The organism is Bacillus sp. BML-BC051 (assembly GCF_019656175.1).
In the GTDB taxonomy this organism is placed as follows: domain Bacteria; phylum Bacillota; class Bacilli; order Bacillales; family Bacillaceae_G; genus Bacillus_A; species Bacillus_A mobilis.
Genome location: NZ_BPLI01000123.1, coordinates 17,730 through 35,647, shown reverse-complemented (window position 1 = coordinate 35,647; position 17,918 = coordinate 17,730). Strand labels below are relative to the sequence as shown.

Here is a 17,918-nt window from a genome sequence, read left to right as displayed (position 1 = left end):
CCTTGCCAACCACCGTGTCCGCCTTGCCAACCACCGTGTCCGCCTTGCCAACCACCGTGTCCACCCGGCCAACCACCGTGTCCGCCTTGCCACCAGCCTGCATAGCCTTGTCTCTGTGAGTTCATTCCTTCGCATCCCTTCTTATTAAAAATTCAAATACTGTAACTGGGTATTCTCTAAATATAATTATGTATCCCAAAAATAAATGTATCCGCAAACATCTCGATTATCGGTAAAGTAATTATCTAATAAAAAAAACATTTATTATTGCAAATCTAAGCTCTATTTTTTTTACTTTTTCAAAAAATTTTTTACTATTTTATTAGCATACTTTTTAGATTCAATTTCATCATAGTTACTTAGTATTACAACAGACAAATCATTACTTGGGATCATTTTTCAACATTACATCAGATTCCATAGCTGTGCTTTAGTTATACAAGAAAAAACGATACTTCACTATTGAAGTATCGCAAAAAACCATTTACTTACATTATTATGACTATAGCCCTATCCGGTATTAGTTACTCACCTAAAATGGCAACGGGGCTAAACAATTCATAATGAATCAATTCCTTTTCTATACTGTGTTCTTTTAATACTGGAGCCGTTGACTGCACAATTTGTATTGTTTTCTCGTCAATCATAAATGGTACATCCCTTCGTATACAATGTTTTTATAAAACATTGGCATTATTTGAAATTCACCTTTCGCAATTTCATTTTTTACTTTCCACTCCAGGATATCTTTTTTTAATTGTTATGGATCTAAACTGATCCAATAGTGATTCTGGTGCAATTGCTCTGAAGTTTTTACACTAGAACCTTCTTATTTACGCATTGAAAAATGTTACCTATAACGGAAAAGCCCAATTTCTCTATTTAAACAAACTGCAAGTAACCACTCACCCTTAGAATGAGTGGTTACTCGGTATTTTTATATAAAGAGCCATAAAAATAATGTCAGCATAAGAAGATTCAGCAGTAGAATAATGATGGATAAGAGCCTTTACACTTTTAATAAACTTTTGTATTATCATCTATATTTTCAATCTTAATAAATTCAAACTCTGCTTCATACCCATCTCCTTGTGGACTGCAAGCATAAATGCCAACTTTCATGCAATCTTTTTCTTCAAAAAGGTGAGCCATTCTTATTTGTTTCCATAAATCCCCGTCTAATGAATAATCAACGTAGTAATTATTTCCCCTTCTTGTTATGCGATAATAAAGAGAATTTAAATCTCCAAAAAACTCCTGACTAGACCAATCAGAATATCCATTCTTTGTTACAACAACACCTAATTTACTATTGTCATCAGGTATATACTCAACCGATGTCTTTAACCAAGTATCTTTTGAAAATCGAACCATTAAACCTGCTTGATCATATCTATTCGCTGGTTTAGATTTTACTTTCGTAATCAATCTAAAGTCTCCATTTAGTTCATAGTATAAAAAATGTCCATTATCAACTTGAAATTCATAATGTGTTTTTTGCCAGAAATCTGTCTCTTTATCCGGTTTGATTATTAACTTCGATTTATTGCTATTAACCTCCCAATCTTTAGGTGGAGAAAACCATTTTAAACTTTTATCAAATTCCGCATTATTAAATTCTTCTATTAATTTATATTGATTGTCCATGAAGAATATCCCCTTAATCTTTTATATTTATTAATGAAGGAACTAACCTTTTTCAAATTTTTATTTTAACTAGATAAAATACAAAAAACTCCCGTTCCTATAAAAGGGCCGAAAGCTAATCCGCGTTGCTACTCTAGTTAAAAACGTAAAAATATACGCCCTCCACTTAAATTATTAACTGCTTGTAGCTGGAAACGATTACGAACTTCACATTGAATTGTTCCTCATTTCCCTCAAGGACGGATTCACAAGTTCCTTCTATCAGTTTACACCACCCACCGACTCTCTAAAAAAACTACTTGTACTATTTCCCTTTATCGCTTTCAAACAATATATATTTTAATTATCATCACTTTACAATAATTCTGTGTATTTATCAAGGGATGTTTTTCAAAATAAAATATATTCATAATTAATTCACGAAATTACATTTCCTAATATATAAGGAGGTTATATTTTATCTAGAAATATTGTATTTTGCATAAAAGCCACGAAGATATAAATAAAAAATGATACGATTTGCACGAAAGAATAACCATACAATGTTATCCCTCCTTTAAACACCTATTTAAGAAAAACTTAAGAAATTCACTTCTAAATTCATAAGAATTTTTTCCTATACTTAAAAATAAGTAATTTAACAAGAGGAGAAATGACCATGAAGAAATTTATAATTTGTATAATAGGAATAGGCCTTCCTACATACTTACTACCTTTCATATTACGCGGTGATTTAGACAGATTTAATCCGATTGCTGAAGAAAAAAATGTATATGCGGTTGCAAAAGGATATGGTGTTCCGGATTATCATCATAAAGGACGAGCTATGTACGCCCTAAAAGGTGTTGATGAATTAAACAATGAAAAAGAATATAAAGTTGGAACGAACACGCCTAATGATTTTATAAGAAAAACTTACTTGAAAATTCATGTGAAAGGAAAGTATGTGTATTCTTACGACATTATCACTGAAGAGGATATTCCGAAGAAAATAAGAAGGAAATTGGAAATAGAAGTTAAATAAAAGAGCCCACTCGTATGAGTTGGCTCTCCGGTCTATCATTGTTTTAATAACCATTCTTCAATTACTTTCACTGTTTCATCTTGTTGTGCTTTTGATGTAATTAAGCTCGCATTATCACCTTTTTGCTCACCGTACATGCCAAAATGAGCATGGTTTCCACCTTTTATCATGTGCATAGTTGTATTCTTTGACATGAACTTTTTATTGTTCTCTATTTTTTCTACTGTTGCTAAAGCATCTACTTCCCCATAAATTGATAACATCGGAATCGATTTCGTAGAGAAATCATCTGCAGGATACGAGCCTAAGAAAATGATCCCATCTACCTTGTCTTCATGTTGAAAGGCATACTTAGAAATCATAGCTCCCCCCATTGAATGCCCTGCAACATACCATTTTTGAACTTTAGGATGCTGTTCCATTACACTGTCTACCGCATTGATTCCAAATATCGCTAAGTTTAATGGTAACTTAGGCATTACTACAAAATGCCCATCTTTTGCAAGAGCTTCCCCTAAGTAACTATAAGCCTCAGCTTCTACTTTAGCTCCTTGATAAAAAATAACCCCTACTTTAGCATCTTTCTCTCCAAAAACGATATGATCTTCATCTTTTTTATCATCTACTAACGACAAAGCCTCTTTCGTTGGTTTATAAGTAAACTGAGACCAAGTCAAAAAAGCAATACTTCCCATAAGTAAAATACCTAGTAAAGAGCAAAGCGTAATTTTTATCCATTTCTTCACAAAGATGACCTCCCTAAGATGTATATATTCTATATTTTAGATTATCATTAATCAACATAAAAACTCGAGCATTTTTATTATGCTCAAGTTTTTATTTACGTCTTTAATTTATACTATAAATAGTCCAAGATAAATATGTAGCAAATGTAGACCATGAAAAATATGGAATTAGCAACCATGCTGATACTTTAGATAATTTGGAAGAAACCGCTATGAGAAGTAACGTAGTAATAGCGACTAGTAAACAATCTACTGTTGCTAAAAACAAATTTTTTTGACTGAATTGAAAGTAGCTGAACGCTTGATTACACATATAATTTAAAAGGAATACAAACCAAAATGTTTTTGGCTTACATCCATATTTGTTGTAAATAATTGTAACTGATAACGCAATAAGTCCATATAATACAGCCCAAATTATTCCGATTGTCATACCAGTAGGTGTCCAAGACGGCTTTTCTAGCGCATCGTACCACATACGATCAATAGGAAATAAAATACTAGAAATATAACACAAACCATATGTTAGTAAAAATACTAGAATACTAGATTTTTTCATAAACATTCTCCTTTTTAATAGAAGGTTTTAGAAACTCTATATGATTCGTATACTCTTTCAATGAATACAACTTTAATACGCAAATAGACATTATAACTTTTACATATCAAATTCATATTGACTCGTGTATTTTATATAAATTCTTTCATACTTTTATATGCACAAAGTGCTCTCTCACGTGCTGCCTTATGATCAACAATTGGCAAAGGATATGTATGACCAAGCTGTATATTGGCCTCTTGTAAAATATGCTCAGGTGCTTCCCAAGGTTTATGTATATATTTATTAGGCATATCTCTTAATTCTGGTACCCATTTTCTTATATACTCCCCATCTTTATCAAACTTTTCTCCTTGTGTGATGGGATTAAAAATACGAAAGTACGGTGATGCATCTGCCCCACTTCCAGCAACCCATTGCCATCCCATTGTATTATTTGCAATATCAGCATCTAGTAGTGTATCCATAAACCATTTTGCTCCTTCTTGCCACGGAATTAACAAATGCTTTACAAGAAAAGAAGCTACAGCCATTCTTGCTCGATTATGCATAAAACCTGTTTGCCACAGTTCCCGCATTCCCGCATCAATAAACGGATAACCAGTGTCACCCTTCTGCCATACTGTTAATAACTCCTCTTCATTATTCCATGGAAAATGTTCAAAGCTCTTATTAAGAGGTTTATATACTGTAAATGGATAATGATATAGCAAATAATAAGAAAACTCTCGCCAAATGAATTGACGTATAAAACTATTCACTTGTTTTTCAAAAAGACTACATTGTCTTTCGGTACTTTTATTGATTAAGTAATGATACATCCATCTCACTGATATTTGGCCGAATGAAAGATAAGGTGCCAACATCGAATGAGCATTTTCATTTGGAAAATCTCTTCCTTCACTATAAGAGGCTAATTTGCTAGAGAAAAATTTCTTACATGTTTTATATGCCCCTTCCTCTGTAGGCTCCCACATTGATTCAATATGAGATGTCCACGGTATAGTCGGCAGCAAGTGTAATTTTGAAACAGATAAGCTTGCTGGTAAAGAGTTTCCTCCCTTTATACGCTGCACTTTACTAATAGGTTTAGGTATTACCTGCTTTTGAAATGCATTGTAAAAAGGCGTAAACACCTTATATTCAGTGTTATCCTTCTTTTTTATAATCCACGGTTCTAATAATAAATGTGAATTAAATCCCTTACAAATAATACCTTTATCTTCTAACATCATTTTCATTTTTTGATTAGATTGTAATCTTTCCGGATCATAACAAATATTCCAATATACGGCCGTTATACCTAACTGTTCTATGAGAGAAAGTATTTCTTCCTGTGTATTTCCTTTGCGAATTATTAAAGTAGAGCCCAATGCCTCAAGTTGCTTCTTTACATCTATTATTGCATGGTGTAACCACCACTTTGACGCACTCCCCATTGAAAAAGTTTCATCATGTACATATACCGGAACAACCTCACCGGACTGAGCAGCTTCAAATAGAGCTGGGTTATCATATAAGCGAAAATCTTTTTGAAACATAACAATAATTTTATTTTGCATGGCTATCCTTTCTAATTCTTAAAGCACAATTCTTTCTTTATGAAAACAAGTACTTCTGTTATTTTTAAATAATTATAAGAATCACTGTTTGTAATTGCAAACAAACTTTTCTATCTTTAATGGATTTTTCCAACTCTTAATAAAAGTAAAAATACAATGTACTTTGTACTTATCTTAAACTCTTATAAAATAAAAAAGAAAATGGAGAGAAATATAAGAAAACAGTTTGATAAACAGTCAAAATTAAATACATCTATAGATTCAACAATCCTATGGACTTTTCAAAACCAAAATGCTATAAATACACTTTTGAATGAAGGTAAGCTTATAGCCGATTCTATTTTTGTTAGTAAAGAAAATTTCACAGCATATAAATACATTGTAAGATGCATGAGACAGAAAGGTATTGACTTCATTATAGATTTCCCTATTTGGGCATGGCATTCATGCAATGGTTACCAAAAGAAGCCTACTTTTGAGACGGCAAGGGAATTACTATCAGATATTCAATTAGAAGAAATATACCTTATCGAATTTACATGTCCTAATTTTTTATTCATGCTAACAAACTATAGTGGATGGTGTGACATTTATTTTAAACTTATTGGCAATCCTAAAGCAAGTGTAACAAATGATGAAGAAAAATACTTATTTAATCTTTATCCTACCATTGAGGAAGAATGGGAATATCATCATATCCAAGCAACTCTACCCTACCTAAAAAAAGAATGGATTATACAAATAACAGAACTTAGTAAGATGAATGGATTTAACAAATAATATTGTTTATGAATGCTTTATTTAAGCATTCATAAACATAACAAATAGTCACATTAAACTAATACATTTAAAATAGCGTTTTTTTATAATGGAACCCTAAATAAACTCGTTACTGATTTTGCATACGTGCAGCTTACTCATTTAGTTTTGGTCTAGTTTGTAAATATAAATTCAAATCCGGACTTGAACCGCTAATAATTACATCTCGCATAATTTTAGAAAGTACCATACTATATACTAATCCATTATCTCCATACGCATAGATAAAGTGACAATTTGGAAACTCTTCATACATTCCAATTATAGGTAAACCATCATGAGTACCACCATAAAAAGCACTTAAATAAAATTCAGGTTCAACTGTTATATTTGGAAAGAGCTTATTAAATTCATTCACTAATTTCTCTTTTTTATGAATTAATTTTGAATCTCTTTCTTGAGCAATGTTTGTATCTTCATCTAACCCACCTATAATAATCCTGTTATCTGCAGTAGTTCTCATATAAATATATGGTCTCGCAGTTTCCCATATAAGAGTACGCTTATACCAAGAAGATAAATCTTCCACAGGATTAGTCACAATTGCATATGAGCTAATCAGTGTAGCATTCTTCTCCTTTTTAAATTCCAAACCTTCATATCCTGCAGCCACAATTACTTTGTTGGCAGTAATAGAATTGCCCCCTTTTGTATAAAAAACTGCACATTCTTTCTCTAACTTTTTGCCAACGATCTCTGTAGCTTCATAAATGTGAACTCCTTTATTAGAAGCTTGTTTTAATAAACTATGTGTAAATTTATAAGGATTTATTTCACCATCGTTATACGTATAAATAGCTGCACGTTTTTTAAATGGATATCTCTGTCCAATTTGTTCCTCTGATAGCCAAGTCGCTTTAAAATCATGCTTATGTAAATAATACAGTTCCTTTTCTAATTTCTTTATATCCTCTTCATAGCTTGCATAATATAAACTGTCACGTCGTTTAAAGTCAGAGCAATAAGGTAAATTTTGATCAGCATATTCAATATCATTAATAGCTTGTTCACATAATTTCATATGCTTAACTGCATACTCTTCTCCAAATGTATTTACAAGCTCAAAAAACATCTTGTCACCTAAATATTGAATAAGTGCTGTATTGGTAAGGTTACTCCCGTGTCCTACCTTTCTTTTATCAACGACAACAATATTTAAATCTGATTCACTCAAATAGTATGCTGATTGAGCACCTGAACTTCCTGCTCCTATTATTAGTACGTCACATTTGATATCTTCTTCCAACCGAGGATAAGAAGGTGTATTAGAAAAAGTTGTGTTCCAATATAATTTCCCTTTCTGTAAATCCATTTAAAGTGCACCGTCCTAAATAAAATAGTTATATCCCCATCTGTATCTCCAAATCATTCTTAATATATACTTCTTATCAAATTTATTTTTGCTACCATTAGATTATTAGTGCAATATTTTGTTCACCCATATTTGGTATTAAACTAAGCTTATAAAAAGTTAATAGTATATATATTATTTATTTTCATTTAGAAATTTAAGAACTCGTTTAAAAGCTTCTTGACCTGCTGGAGTGTTCATTTTAAATTGAAATTCATGCGCCAACTCGCCAGAGATATTTTTATCAAAGAAAAGTGTATCTACAGGTACTCCTTTATTTTGTAAAGTAGAAGCTAATGCTTTACCTTGATCTTCAAATGATGCAGTATTTCCATCTGTGATGAACGTTGGTGGGTAATCTTTTGTAACGTGTTTATAGATAGAGGCGATTTCCATTTCAGGTAATGTTTCAAACTTCTTTTTCCCAAAGTAAGCCCAGCCAGTAGTACGCATAAAGTCTTGCACTTCTTTGGATGTTTCCATTTTAGCTAATGCAGGCATATTATACGGGCCGCAAAATAGCAATATACCTTTAATTGTAGAAGGAGCAACAATAGCGTCAATTCCGGTTAATTTCGCATAATCTGGAGATGTTTGAATAGTAACGAATTGTCCAGATATTTGCGCTCCAGCAGAATCTCCTGCAAAATACAAATCATCTAGTTTTACATTATATTTCTTTGCATTTTCTTTTATATATTCGTAAGCCTCACCAAGTTGTAGTACTGGTGTAGGATACTTTCTTTTAGGAGCAAGAGCATAATTTATATTTATTACTGTATAACCACGAGCAGCTAATTCTACTGCATAACCAGTAATGTCTGATTTATCTCCACCTACAAATCCACCCCCGTGTACCCAAAAAATAACAGATGTTTTTTCCGTAAGATTTTTGGGATAAATAATGTCTAATGTACCATCAGGAAATTTAGAATTATAATTAATATCTTTAACAATTCGTGTCTCTTTTAGAGCGTTTTTATAATTGTTAGATTGAACAAACATTCCACCTTCAAATGCTTTTTTTATGAGAAACGCTTTCGGAATAGGTGAAACATTCCAAAAAACAACTCCAGCAATAATCAATCCGAAAACAATACAAATAGTTAGTAGCATTCTTTTTTTCCATATCATTTTAGGTTTTAACTGTTTTATTCCCATAATTAAAGAAGCTCCATTCTTTTTAATAATAATCTTGAAATAAATCACAACATAAATTTTTATTTTCCGCCTGCTAATCCGTCCTTAAAATTTCATGCAAAAGGTTATATATTTTTATTATGTACATATTAGATATCTCCTATAAAACACATTAAAAATTCAAACAAAAAGAGCAAAAGATCCCCATTTATAGAAGATTTCTTTTGCTCTTTGTAAAGGACACAAGTCCAAATAAAAGTTGCTTATCTATCGATAACTTACACATAAGAATGCATTTTTTTCGCTACTTTATTAGCAGAAACTTTAACAACCGTTTCTTTTCCACCAGTTTTATCAATCATAAAACCGCGAACTTTAATATCAGAAGGCACTAATGGATGATTACGAATCATATCTATACTCTTTTCAATATTTTCACTAACATTTTCTTGTCCACTTAGCCATGCATTCAGGCTACCACTTGAAAATTCAGGCATGCAATTTTTAAAAAGATAGTCTAATTCTATATTATCTTTTATGAAATCATTTTGAATTTGTAGATTAACTACATTAGTTTCTTTATCCTCTATTCCAACAACAAAAATTTCTTCCACATTTTCTTCATAAATACCAATAATAACAGATCTCATTATATCTCCATAAGGATGTACAATTACAGAATCATAGCTGTGTATAGTCAATATGTTTTCTTGTTGAATGTTAGTTACTTGTTGGATAATCGGCTCTATTCCGTGTTCAATGTCTGTTAATACTAATACTTTTGTATTCTTTGAATTCATATGGAGCACTCCTTCTTCATTATTGTATTTATGGAACTTTTAAACTAGTAACGATAGTTGATTATTCATGACATGATTGTTACCAATTTTTCCATTGTCCTTCTGGATCAACACTTGCCAGTCTAACCCATCCATTTTGAACTTTTTCTCGAAATGTGAAATCATTATTTAGCAAACGCTCTATATATTCAATAGGCGCTTGAATTACAATTAGTAAACGAAGTGGTGAATGATACGTCTCACTATCTGACTGCATAACGGATTGCCAAGGTAAACCTGGCAACAAGTCACTTGCATTTCCTTGCATAACACCGAGACCTGCCGTAACAGTTTGGGTTGTTTTGTTTCCACTACCATAATAATGAGGAGCCACAGTTGAAGCGTAATATTGTAAATTTATCCACTGAGCTACTGTTCCTGGTCCTGCAATGATGTTAGCTAATATATCCCCACTTTCATCCTGTTTCCAATCATAATTATGAAGGAAAGCCCTACCTTCTAAGTCACAATCCTGAGTTAATTCACGCTGTCCGATAATAAAAGATGCATTACGGGCTAATCCCCATTCCGGACGTATTTCACTCCAATCTTCTGCAAATCGATGTGCCTCTTTACTCGCATTTTTTATTTTCGTTTTAAAATTAGGTAATTGCATTAAACGCTCTCTATTTGCATGTTGGCTCACATTTGGCATAATTGATTCAATACAATCAAATGCTTCTTGCGCAGTTTCCGAAAGTTCTGGGACGTAAATCCATTCCAATTCATCCACGGTTGTTTTATGTTCAGCTGCTGCAAAAATGGTGTCCTCAGGAATTTTAATACCTTCAGCAGCCAATGCCTCTCTTACTTCTGGAAGATTACATAAAGTAGCAAAAACTTTTGCATTGAATCCTCCTGCTGCTCCGCCACAAGCACCACACTCAAGCGCTGCAGCATAAGGGTTGTTCGTACTTTGACTACTATGTCCGCACATTACAACTAAAGGCGCAAATTTTTCTGTCAATCCCACCATTTTTAAAGCTTGACGCACATAATTCACTTTTTCTTCTTTCGTAAAACCGATAGGTATTTCACATTTTGTATCATGAACATGATTAAGTGAGAATGTTGTATCAGGTTTTTGTAACATCGTTTTACGGAGGTTACGAATGAAACTACCTACTCTTCTTGGCACAAAACTTCTTGTCATCATTTGTAGACCAAGTAAAGGGCCACTTACCTCAGGTAATAGCATACTTGTAAGTACATTTTGTTTCATCGTTTTAAACGTATAACTTACTGAGCTGTCTATCTTCTTGCGTTGCTCATAAGATTTAAATTCATTTTCATCCGTGAGCTCTTTTATTTGATGTTTCGGTTTTAATATAACTGGCAAAGAAGGATGACTGTCATTACTACCTAGTTCACTAGTCGCAATTGGTAACCCGAAGAAACCAGCTATTCCAAACGTTTCGAACGGACCTAATTTTTCTAGATGGCGACGAAATGGTTCTGAACGGACATCAATACAAAATGCTAATTGAGCTAATACACGTTTTTTATCATTAGTTGCACGTTGCTTAGAAACAATCTTTTCCCTTAATTGCTCTGCATGCGTCTGTTCCCAAGCTTCCAGCCAAAGTTTCCTGCGAATATTTTCATCAAAACGATAAGCAAATGCTAATAATTCGCTTTGTTCAGCTGCAGACATTTGTGACCATTCCAGGGTTGAAATATTCCCCCAGTAGATCCAAGAAGCTATAAGTGGGACAATCGCAACTTTTTTCTCAGCCTTTTGATTTTTTATAGGTAAATAAGGTTTTACAAGGGCCAGCTCCATAGAAATTCGAACGGCTAAATATTCTATAACGAGTTCCTGCTCCTGAGTTGATTGTTGGGAACGCCATAGTATCATTCCTGCCCACCCAGGCAAAGCAAGCAAGTGCCCTTCAAGGTATGCTTGCATGTTAGATTCAGAAATTCCTAGTTCAGATAACACTCTTGTTAAAGCTACCTCGGCATCCTGTGGCCAATCTTTTAAAACGCTACGCTCATTTTTACTGAGCGCTGGATCAAATTTAATAAGGTGATGCCATGCACGATACAAACCTTTCTCTCGATTTGGCATCGTCCAACTTGACCCGGAGTCATCCAAATATAATTTACACCATTTAATAATATGATAATTAAGAATATCAGATAGGTTTTCACCCTTTTGATTCTCTATACGTGAACTTACAGGTTGCATAGAAGAGCCTTTCATACTTCCTGTATTTATATAACTTAATTCCTCTGCCAGTTTATTTAATTCTGGCGATGATAATAAACTAGAAGGTAATTCCTCTAATTTTAAAGCTGCTTGACAAAACTGCTCCGCTTTCTTTCGCGGGATATGAAAAGATTGTGAATCAAGCCAACGAGACAAGCCACTTTGTAAAAATGATTCCTCAATCTCCCCTTTCGTCTTTGCCGAATGAATCATAGAAGCACTAGGATATATATCCACATTACGAATTTCTTTTAACCAATCTGCAACTTGTTCAAATGATTGTTTTTCAAGTCCCATCCAAGGGTGATGAGCTGCAAATGTAGCGATCGGCCAAAGTGGTGCAATCACTCGGCTAGCAGATTCAACTAAATCATTCATATTCTTTTCTTGTATTTCAATATTTGTATCTTTCTTCTTTAAAGTTTCTTTCGTTAAGATTGACTGTATGCTCATCACTGATTACCTCCCTTTGATACATAATGTTTAAGATAGCTTGGATGACTTTCTACTGACTTTTGTCTCGCTTCACCTACTCGAACGAACCAAAGATACATTACAGCAAACATTGTAGAGGATTGATTACGAGTAACGAGAGTACTAATAGCACTACCAAATAATAAGAGACATATAACAAAAATAACGGCTGAAGGTGAAGGTTGAACATTTTGATACATGTCAGTATGCAACCATTTATAAAGAGAATTATGAACGGTAAAGTAAATGAGAGAAAATCCAACTAAAATAAATAGACCAACAATTCGTCCCATTCTTCCCTCTCCAAAAACAACAAGCTGTTTCCATGAAAAGTATAATGACCACCCTAAAATGAATGCACTAACTAATTGATACCCTTCTCCAGAAGTCGTAAACCAAAAAGCAATCGCTATAAATAATCCGAAAACACGCCCGACCATAGTCCATAAATTAGACATCTTTTCATTAGACGGCTTCACTGCCCCAAAACGTTGCATTGAAGAACCAGCTTGCAAAAACAGTGTAGCTTTAAATAAACCATGTAAAATTAAATGAATAACAGCCGCCAAATAGGCTCCTAATGCGCATTGAATAAGCATAAACCCCATTTGTGCAATAGTTGATCCCACTAGCTGACGTTTATAATCAACTTGAACTAGACTAATTCCTGTTCCGATTAAGATAGAAATACTCGAGAAAATTAGTAAAATGATTTGTGCAATATCATCATGAAAAAGAGGTGAAAATCTAGTTAACATGATACCGCCAGCATTTACTAAACCCGCATGCATAATAGCAGAAACAGGAGTTGGAGCAACAGCTGACTCAATTAACCACCTTTGAAAAGGCCATTGTGCTGCTGGAATCATCACAGCTACTATAATTAATAAGTTAATTCCTGTTTTCTCCAACGTTCCAAATTGAGCTACATTTTCATTCGTTAAAACTGATGTTAACTGCCACTGTCCAGTGACTTGAAAAAGCCAAATGATAGCTGCTAGCAAGGCAATCCAGCTTATTGTAAATAAATAACTAGAAATTTTTGTTGCTTCACTAACTACTTTCCACCCTTTATTTAGCCCTATGAGTAAAACCAATCCTATAAGAGTTGCTCCCCAACAAATAATCATGAAACGAAGATCATTACTTAACCATGCGACTGAAGATACACCTGTAGTACATGTAAAAAGTGCAAAGTATTTTCGATATGAGCGATCTCCCAGTAAGTAACGTATAGAAAAACGTTGAATGATTAAACCAATTGTAAGAACAAAGAAAGCCATGAACCAAGCTAAAGTATCTAAATGCCAAGGACCTACAACGCTATCTCCATTGTGATTAACAAGTGCGAGTAAAGAAACCAATGAAGGCAATGCAGCGATACCAATATGGATATGAACAAAACGTAAAGGCATCCTTGCATGTAAAAACAATAATCCACTTAGCCAAGAAGCGCTAAGCGCCATAAAAAATAATGTTATCAGTGTTAATGAACTCAGCGAAATTAACATGTACAATACTCCCTTCTAAACGAAAATAACCTATAAAAATTCCTTTTAAGTAAGATAGTTTTTTAATTTCAATTTTCATTCACTCTTTTTAGTACATCGTTTTTTCCCATAAAAAAAACCGACAACTTCCATAATTCAATGATTTTATATCATCATTGAATTATGGAGATTGTCGGTTTCCCTTCAACTAACTTCAATAAAGTTTTTTGAAGAGCTCCCATTTTATAGAGGATAATAATGTATGTATTACTCCTGTTAAAAAGAAATGTATATTTCTGATCTCCTAGATTATGCAATCAATATATCAATTTATGTTATACGCTATCTTTTCATTAAGAAACTTTTTCATTTAGTCAATATTACATATTAAAAAAATGCTAAAGCCTTAATTATAGCAAACTGTTAAAATGAGCATCTATCAATTTTTTAAAACAATTATAAGATAAACCATATTAAGCAGTTTGTCAATTTATTTATCCGTTTTTTGAACGTTATTTCAATCAGAATTTATTATACCTTAATAACTTCAAATTTTTAATTATTAGCATGTTAATAAAGTTAAACAAATTGCAAAACTTGTAGGTTTCTTAATCCTCCCACTACATTTTTAGTTTATCTTCCACTAATCTTAAGATGTTTTTTATTTTTAAAACTTTTCCTCAAGATTATGAAGCAATTTAAAAATCATTACTCGTTCACCTGTACGGGAACTTATATCCGTATGAAAGCTTTTCACTTTCTCTCCAGTTAATTCTAGTATAATCTCTTTTAAATCTTCAATTCCAGATTCAACTAGCTCCGAACGATTTTTCTTTATCGTTAGCATACCGTCTTTTGTTTCGCAAACAGTATATTCAGCCGGCGTTAAAATACCTTGTAAATTTACGATAATCATATCCCGTAATATATCTGTCTTAACGGATATAGACCCGCGTCCTAGGTAGTCCTTTTCCCAGTGAGTAATTGCTTTACTTATCTCTGATTCAATAGAACCTTTTGAGTTTTTCATTTATGCATCCTCCTTAAATAAAATAAATTTACAATAACAATATAATAATCTGGATTGATTTTATTTTCAATTATTGAGAAGAATTTATTGGGATTGTTGTAAGGTATCCTTTCATATCATAGTGATTTTTTATATTACAATATAGATTTTTTGATCATTCCTAACAAGATACTCTTACCATAAAGGCTCTGTTGCATAGATTTCTAAAAAGGTCATTGTGGGGGAGTTGTATTTTCTTAGCTTGATAGCGATGGGACAGGACCCCTGTACGTTAAGAGATTAGGTTGTATATTTGAGGAGATGTACGAGACAGGTGTGAATTTAGGGTAATCTAATATTTTCCATTCAAATATGATAGAATAGAAGTATATCCAAAACGGAGGAATAACAAATGAACTCAAACACAAAACAGTTTATTTATGATATCCAGCAACGAAAGAACAATTATATAGAGAATGCTTTAATAGCAATACAACACCCTAAAAAAGAGCAATCTGAACAGGTCATTCAAAATATAGTAGAGAAGATGGATATGATGATTAGTCTAGTTACTACGTACATGAGGATTGAATCTGGATCTACGAAAGAATTAAAAGAACTTCAGAAAGAAATTATCCATGCTCAAGCATATATCCAAAAACGAAAATTTGAAGAAACACAGAGATAAAACCCTGTGTTTTTATTTGATGCTCTATGACGCTAATCTGTTATAAATCAAATTACATGTAATTTAATTATTGTTTTGGCATAATCCATACAATTTGTTGAATGCGTACAATATATGGCGCCGTATCTTCAATGAGCAAATGATCTGGTTTCACATCCTTTAATTTACCTCTTATATTGCCTCTTACAGTTTCAATAACCACATGTTTACCAATCACTGATTGTAATGTCTGATATACATAGGGATTAGGCACACTTACCATATGTTGTTCACTCAAGTCATTTCCTTTCGAATAACTCATTCTATAAGACTCCTTTCTAACTTGCATTCTTTCTACTAATATATGATATAAATCTTATAAATATGCTAGAAGGATAATTCATTATAGGAACGAAAATACCATTTTAATAGAGTACGGTTTCTATTTCTATGTTGCTAAAAAAATGATTTATATAAAGTTACTTTTACTAGTTAATAGGGATGCTAAAGGGATATTTTGAATATACATCTAGGTTGTTCGTTTCTGGATATGTATCATTTTAAATACGGCCTTTATTAGAATAGTGCTCATACTTTTTTTGAGATTCTTTCGTAATACGTGCGTTAAGTAAAATTGCTAACAATAAAAACACTCCATATTTTCCTCCTGTAGCTCCTATGATAATCACACTACTACAAACAAGTATAATTAATAGGATAAACGAAATTAAATAAATACGGTCATAATTCTTTGACATCTTTTCGTATTTTATGCGTTCTTTCCGTGCATTCATCTAAATTCCTCCTTTAAATTATCCATTTCACTCTCAAATAAATCTAGCCCTTAAGAAGGAAACAATCTATCGTTTTAAATAGTTAGTTTGTTTTTTATCAACTAATTTATATAACGTAAAAAGAAATCCTACCAATATTAAGCTCTCCACCATGATAATCCCGACCCTCTCCTTTCTTTTAATCCCAACAAATCAGATAAAAGTTATGTATATCCCATATTAGCTGCAACAAGCAAAAAGGATCCCCCTTCTCTTAAAGGCCGATCCTTTTCTCCTTGTATGCAACTATTTTTACCTATTCTTGATTAATTAGAATAATAGCTGGTCCATCTACACGAATTCCACCAACTTCGATTTTTTCATAAGACTCAACTGTAATAGAGATGATCCCTTCTCGCTTCTTTAATTCATTACTTAATTCTTTTGTTAACATTTTTTTCATGTGTGTACTCCTTCTTACTGCTTAATTTACTATTGGTATGTAAATAAAATTTAAATTGGTTTCCTGGTCTGGAAACCAATTTTTTGTAGTTGACCATATGGTGTTACCAGTTCGTTTATCAATTTTACGTAAAGAAGATAAACAATTACTATTCACCGTCTCAGTAGATATAAGGCACTCTTAAAGATAGTGGTGAGATTGATTGTTTTTTTCTTCTAGAAATAATGACTTAGATAGTATATTACCTAAAACAATGAAAGCCCTACCTCTCTTTCATCCTTACGGCTCCTTGTCCGTGCCAGTGTGAATCAGGATTGTAAAAATCAAGTGACTATTTAATCGAGTTATTTGATGAAACTTCAAACGTTCGTAAAAGAAATTTAAAAATAAAAATGGATTAGATTGAAGTAGTAACAAAAGAGGTGTCTACTCTAAAAGTGAGTTGAAGAAATTGAATATCTTTGAAATACTTTCCTTTTAATAATCAACGTATACCCAGAAAATTCAGGATATTTCCGAGGGATGTCATACAGTATTTATAATAAATCTCAACAGAAACTTTTTATTTGTTTTTCAGTGATTCCTTTAATTAATTCTAGCTCACTGACCAAAAATTTATATGCATCATCCAACAATTTTTTTTCGCTTGTATTCAGTGCTTTTTCCTTCTTTATACGGATTAAATCACGTATAACTTCAGCACCTTCTTGTATTTCACCCGTTTTTATTTTATCTGTGTTTACTTTATACCTTTGTTTCCAAGGCATTAATTCGCCTGATTCTCCATGCTGAAAAATGTGTATAATGCGCGTTAATGTAAGTATATCAATAACTGGGCGTATATTCGAACTCAATATTTTGCCCTTAGGAATCATGATTTGCATATTACTAAGGGACATTTTTATGACATAATAAAGTTGCTTTTTCCCTGAGAACTCTTTTTCTTCTATGGCTTCAATTATACCTGCTCCGTGCATTGGATAAACAATGTTATCGCCAATTTGAAACATATAACCCACCTCCATATGTGGTAACTTTCTCAAGCTTAACACATATGTTATTTTTTATCAAATATTTAATAATATCATGAGTTTATTTTTGGTGTCAATCACTTTTTTCTTCGGAAGTTAAATTAAGGAAAAC

18 protein-coding genes are annotated in these 17,918 nt (G+C 32.6%); 3 read left to right on the top strand and 15 right to left on the bottom strand.

Going from position 1 to position 17,918, the window contains the following annotated elements:
* Positions 1–524: 524 nt before the first annotated feature.
* Positions 525–647, bottom strand: coding sequence for a hypothetical protein (locus K5S59_RS29465; protein WP_000564621.1), 123 nt, complete (start codon positions 645–647; stop codon positions 525–527).
* A gap of 370 nt (positions 648–1,017) precedes the next feature.
* Positions 1,018–1,647: a DUF1349 domain-containing protein gene (locus K5S59_RS29460; protein ID WP_097843197.1), complete on the bottom strand. Its 630-nt coding sequence runs from the start codon at positions 1,645–1,647 to the stop codon at positions 1,018–1,020.
* 658 nt (positions 1,648–2,305) lie between these two features.
* Between K5S59_RS29460 and K5S59_RS29455 the strand changes: the two genes are divergently transcribed.
* A complete protein-coding gene (locus K5S59_RS29455) occupies positions 2,306–2,671 on the top strand; it encodes a YxeA family protein (protein ID WP_098258567.1) in 366 nt (121 codons plus the stop codon).
* Between the two features lie 35 nt (positions 2,672–2,706).
* Here K5S59_RS29455 and K5S59_RS29450 read toward each other — a convergent pair whose 3' ends face one another.
* The 3 genes from K5S59_RS29450 to K5S59_RS29440 form a co-directional block, all read right to left on the bottom strand.
* Positions 2,707–3,417, bottom strand: a complete 711-nt coding sequence (locus K5S59_RS29450; RefSeq protein WP_120450461.1) for an alpha/beta hydrolase — start codon at positions 3,415–3,417, stop codon at positions 2,707–2,709.
* A 103-nt stretch (positions 3,418–3,520) separates the two neighbouring features.
* Positions 3,521–3,976: a TspO/MBR family protein gene (locus tag K5S59_RS29445; protein ID WP_212981810.1), complete on the bottom strand. Its 456-nt coding sequence runs from the start codon at positions 3,974–3,976 to the stop codon at positions 3,521–3,523.
* Between the two features lie 131 nt (positions 3,977–4,107).
* Positions 4,108–5,538 carry a cryptochrome/photolyase family protein gene (locus K5S59_RS29440; protein WP_098258569.1) on the bottom strand — a complete coding sequence of 477 codons (1,431 nt, stop codon included), beginning with the start codon at positions 5,536–5,538 and terminating at the stop codon, positions 4,108–4,110.
* A gap of 213 nt (positions 5,539–5,751) precedes the next feature.
* On the opposite strand from K5S59_RS29440, the gene K5S59_RS29435 reads away from it, so the two are divergent.
* Positions 5,752–6,318 (top strand): DUF3841 domain-containing protein, encoded by a 567-nt coding sequence (locus K5S59_RS29435; RefSeq protein ID WP_098258570.1) that lies wholly within the window; start codon positions 5,752–5,754, stop codon positions 6,316–6,318.
* Positions 6,319–6,451: 133 nt separating this feature from the next.
* Here the strand turns inward: K5S59_RS29435 and K5S59_RS29430 are convergent, their stop codons facing one another.
* From K5S59_RS29430 to K5S59_RS29405, 6 genes are all read right to left on the bottom strand, one after another.
* On the bottom strand, positions 6,452–7,669 hold the full coding sequence (locus K5S59_RS29430) for an NAD(P)/FAD-dependent oxidoreductase (RefSeq protein WP_000365645.1): 1,218 nt from the start codon (positions 7,667–7,669) through the stop codon (positions 6,452–6,454).
* Positions 7,670–7,843: 174 nt separating this feature from the next.
* Positions 7,844–8,869: an alpha/beta hydrolase gene (locus K5S59_RS29425; RefSeq protein ID WP_000511707.1), complete on the bottom strand. Its 1,026-nt coding sequence runs from the start codon at positions 8,867–8,869 to the stop codon at positions 7,844–7,846.
* A 257-nt stretch (positions 8,870–9,126) separates the two neighbouring features.
* The gene (locus tag K5S59_RS29420; RefSeq protein WP_001086274.1) at positions 9,127–9,648 is read right to left on the bottom strand and encodes a carbonic anhydrase; all 522 of its coding nucleotides are present in this window, start codon (positions 9,646–9,648) and stop codon (positions 9,127–9,129) included.
* Between the two features lie 79 nt (positions 9,649–9,727).
* A complete protein-coding gene (locus tag K5S59_RS29415) occupies positions 9,728–12,352 on the bottom strand; it encodes a DUF2309 domain-containing protein (protein ID WP_000027413.1) in 2,625 nt (874 codons plus the stop codon).
* Positions 12,352–13,884, bottom strand: coding sequence for an NADH dehydrogenase subunit 5 (locus K5S59_RS29410; protein WP_098259135.1), 1,533 nt, complete (start codon positions 13,882–13,884; stop codon positions 12,352–12,354). The genes K5S59_RS29415 and K5S59_RS29410 overlap by 1 nt, the downstream gene beginning before the upstream one ends.
* 646 nt (positions 13,885–14,530) lie before the next feature.
* Positions 14,531–14,893, bottom strand: coding sequence for a Na-translocating system protein MpsC family protein (locus K5S59_RS29405; protein WP_000798165.1), 363 nt, complete (start codon positions 14,891–14,893; stop codon positions 14,531–14,533).
* A gap of 391 nt (positions 14,894–15,284) precedes the next feature.
* On the opposite strand from K5S59_RS29405, the gene K5S59_RS29400 reads away from it, so the two are divergent.
* Positions 15,285–15,560: a hypothetical protein gene (locus tag K5S59_RS29400; protein WP_001087713.1), complete on the top strand. Its 276-nt coding sequence runs from the start codon at positions 15,285–15,287 to the stop codon at positions 15,558–15,560.
* 67 nt (positions 15,561–15,627) lie between these two features.
* On the opposite strand, the gene K5S59_RS29395 is transcribed toward K5S59_RS29400, so the two are convergent.
* The 4 genes from K5S59_RS29395 to K5S59_RS29380 all read right to left on the bottom strand — a co-directional run bounded on the left by K5S59_RS29395 (position 15,628) and on the right by K5S59_RS29380 (position 17,785).
* Entirely contained in the window at positions 15,628–15,861 is a 234-nt protein-coding gene (locus K5S59_RS29395; RefSeq protein WP_000122390.1) for a YuzF family protein, read from the bottom strand.
* Positions 15,862–16,099: 238 nt separating this feature from the next.
* On the bottom strand, positions 16,100–16,333 hold the full coding sequence (locus K5S59_RS29390) for a hypothetical protein (protein WP_120450463.1): 234 nt from the start codon (positions 16,331–16,333) through the stop codon (positions 16,100–16,102).
* A gap of 295 nt (positions 16,334–16,628) precedes the next feature.
* Entirely contained in the window at positions 16,629–16,775 is a 147-nt protein-coding gene (locus K5S59_RS29385) for a BC1881 family protein (RefSeq protein ID WP_000738548.1), read from the bottom strand.
* A 548-nt stretch (positions 16,776–17,323) separates the two neighbouring features.
* Complete coding sequence (locus K5S59_RS29380; protein WP_000486301.1) at positions 17,324–17,785, bottom strand: CarD family transcriptional regulator; 462 nt, start codon at positions 17,783–17,785, stop codon at positions 17,324–17,326.
* Positions 17,786–17,918: the final 133 nt, after the last annotated feature.

Excerpts from the sequence above, each read along its gene's own strand:
- K5S59_RS29445 (WP_212981810.1), bottom strand. The coding sequence starts at position 3,976 with ATGAAAAAATCTAGTATTCTAGTATTTTTACTAACATATGGTTTGTGT.
- K5S59_RS29420 (WP_001086274.1), bottom strand. The coding sequence starts at position 9,648 with ATGAATTCAAAGAATACAAAAGTATTAGTATTAACAGACATTGAACAC.
- K5S59_RS29415 (WP_000027413.1), bottom strand. The coding sequence starts at position 12,352 with ATGAGCATACAGTCAATCTTAACGAAAGAAACTTTAAAGAAGAAAGAT.
- K5S59_RS29410 (WP_098259135.1), bottom strand. The coding sequence starts at position 13,884 with ATGTTAATTTCGCTGAGTTCATTAACACTGATAACATTATTTTTTATG.
- K5S59_RS29385 (WP_000738548.1), bottom strand. The coding sequence starts at position 16,775 with ATGAAAAAAATGTTAACAAAAGAATTAAGTAATGAATTAAAGAAGCGA.
- K5S59_RS29455 (WP_098258567.1), top strand. The coding sequence starts at position 2,306 with ATGAAGAAATTTATAATTTGTATAATAGGAATAGGCCTTCCTACATAC.
- K5S59_RS29390 (WP_120450463.1), bottom strand. The coding sequence starts at position 16,333 with ATGAATGCACGGAAAGAACGCATAAAATACGAAAAGATGTCAAAGAAT.
- K5S59_RS29380 (WP_000486301.1), bottom strand. The coding sequence starts at position 17,785 with ATGTTTCAAATTGGCGATAACATTGTTTATCCAATGCACGGAGCAGGT.
- K5S59_RS29460 (WP_097843197.1), bottom strand. The coding sequence starts at position 1,647 with ATGGACAATCAATATAAATTAATAGAAGAATTTAATAATGCGGAATTT.
- K5S59_RS29425 (WP_000511707.1), bottom strand. The coding sequence starts at position 8,869 with ATGGGAATAAAACAGTTAAAACCTAAAATGATATGGAAAAAAAGAATG.
- K5S59_RS29395 (WP_000122390.1), bottom strand. The coding sequence starts at position 15,861 with ATGAGTTATTCGAAAGGAAATGACTTGAGTGAACAACATATGGTAAGT.
- K5S59_RS29405 (WP_000798165.1), bottom strand. The coding sequence starts at position 14,893 with ATGAAAAACTCAAAAGGTTCTATTGAATCAGAGATAAGTAAAGCAATT.
- K5S59_RS29400 (WP_001087713.1), top strand. The coding sequence starts at position 15,285 with ATGAACTCAAACACAAAACAGTTTATTTATGATATCCAGCAACGAAAG.
- K5S59_RS29465 (WP_000564621.1), bottom strand. The coding sequence starts at position 647 with ATGATTGACGAGAAAACAATACAAATTGTGCAGTCAACGGCTCCAGTA.
- K5S59_RS29430 (WP_000365645.1), bottom strand. The coding sequence starts at position 7,669 with ATGGATTTACAGAAAGGGAAATTATATTGGAACACAACTTTTTCTAAT.
- K5S59_RS29440 (WP_098258569.1), bottom strand. The coding sequence starts at position 5,538 with ATGCAAAATAAAATTATTGTTATGTTTCAAAAAGATTTTCGCTTATAT.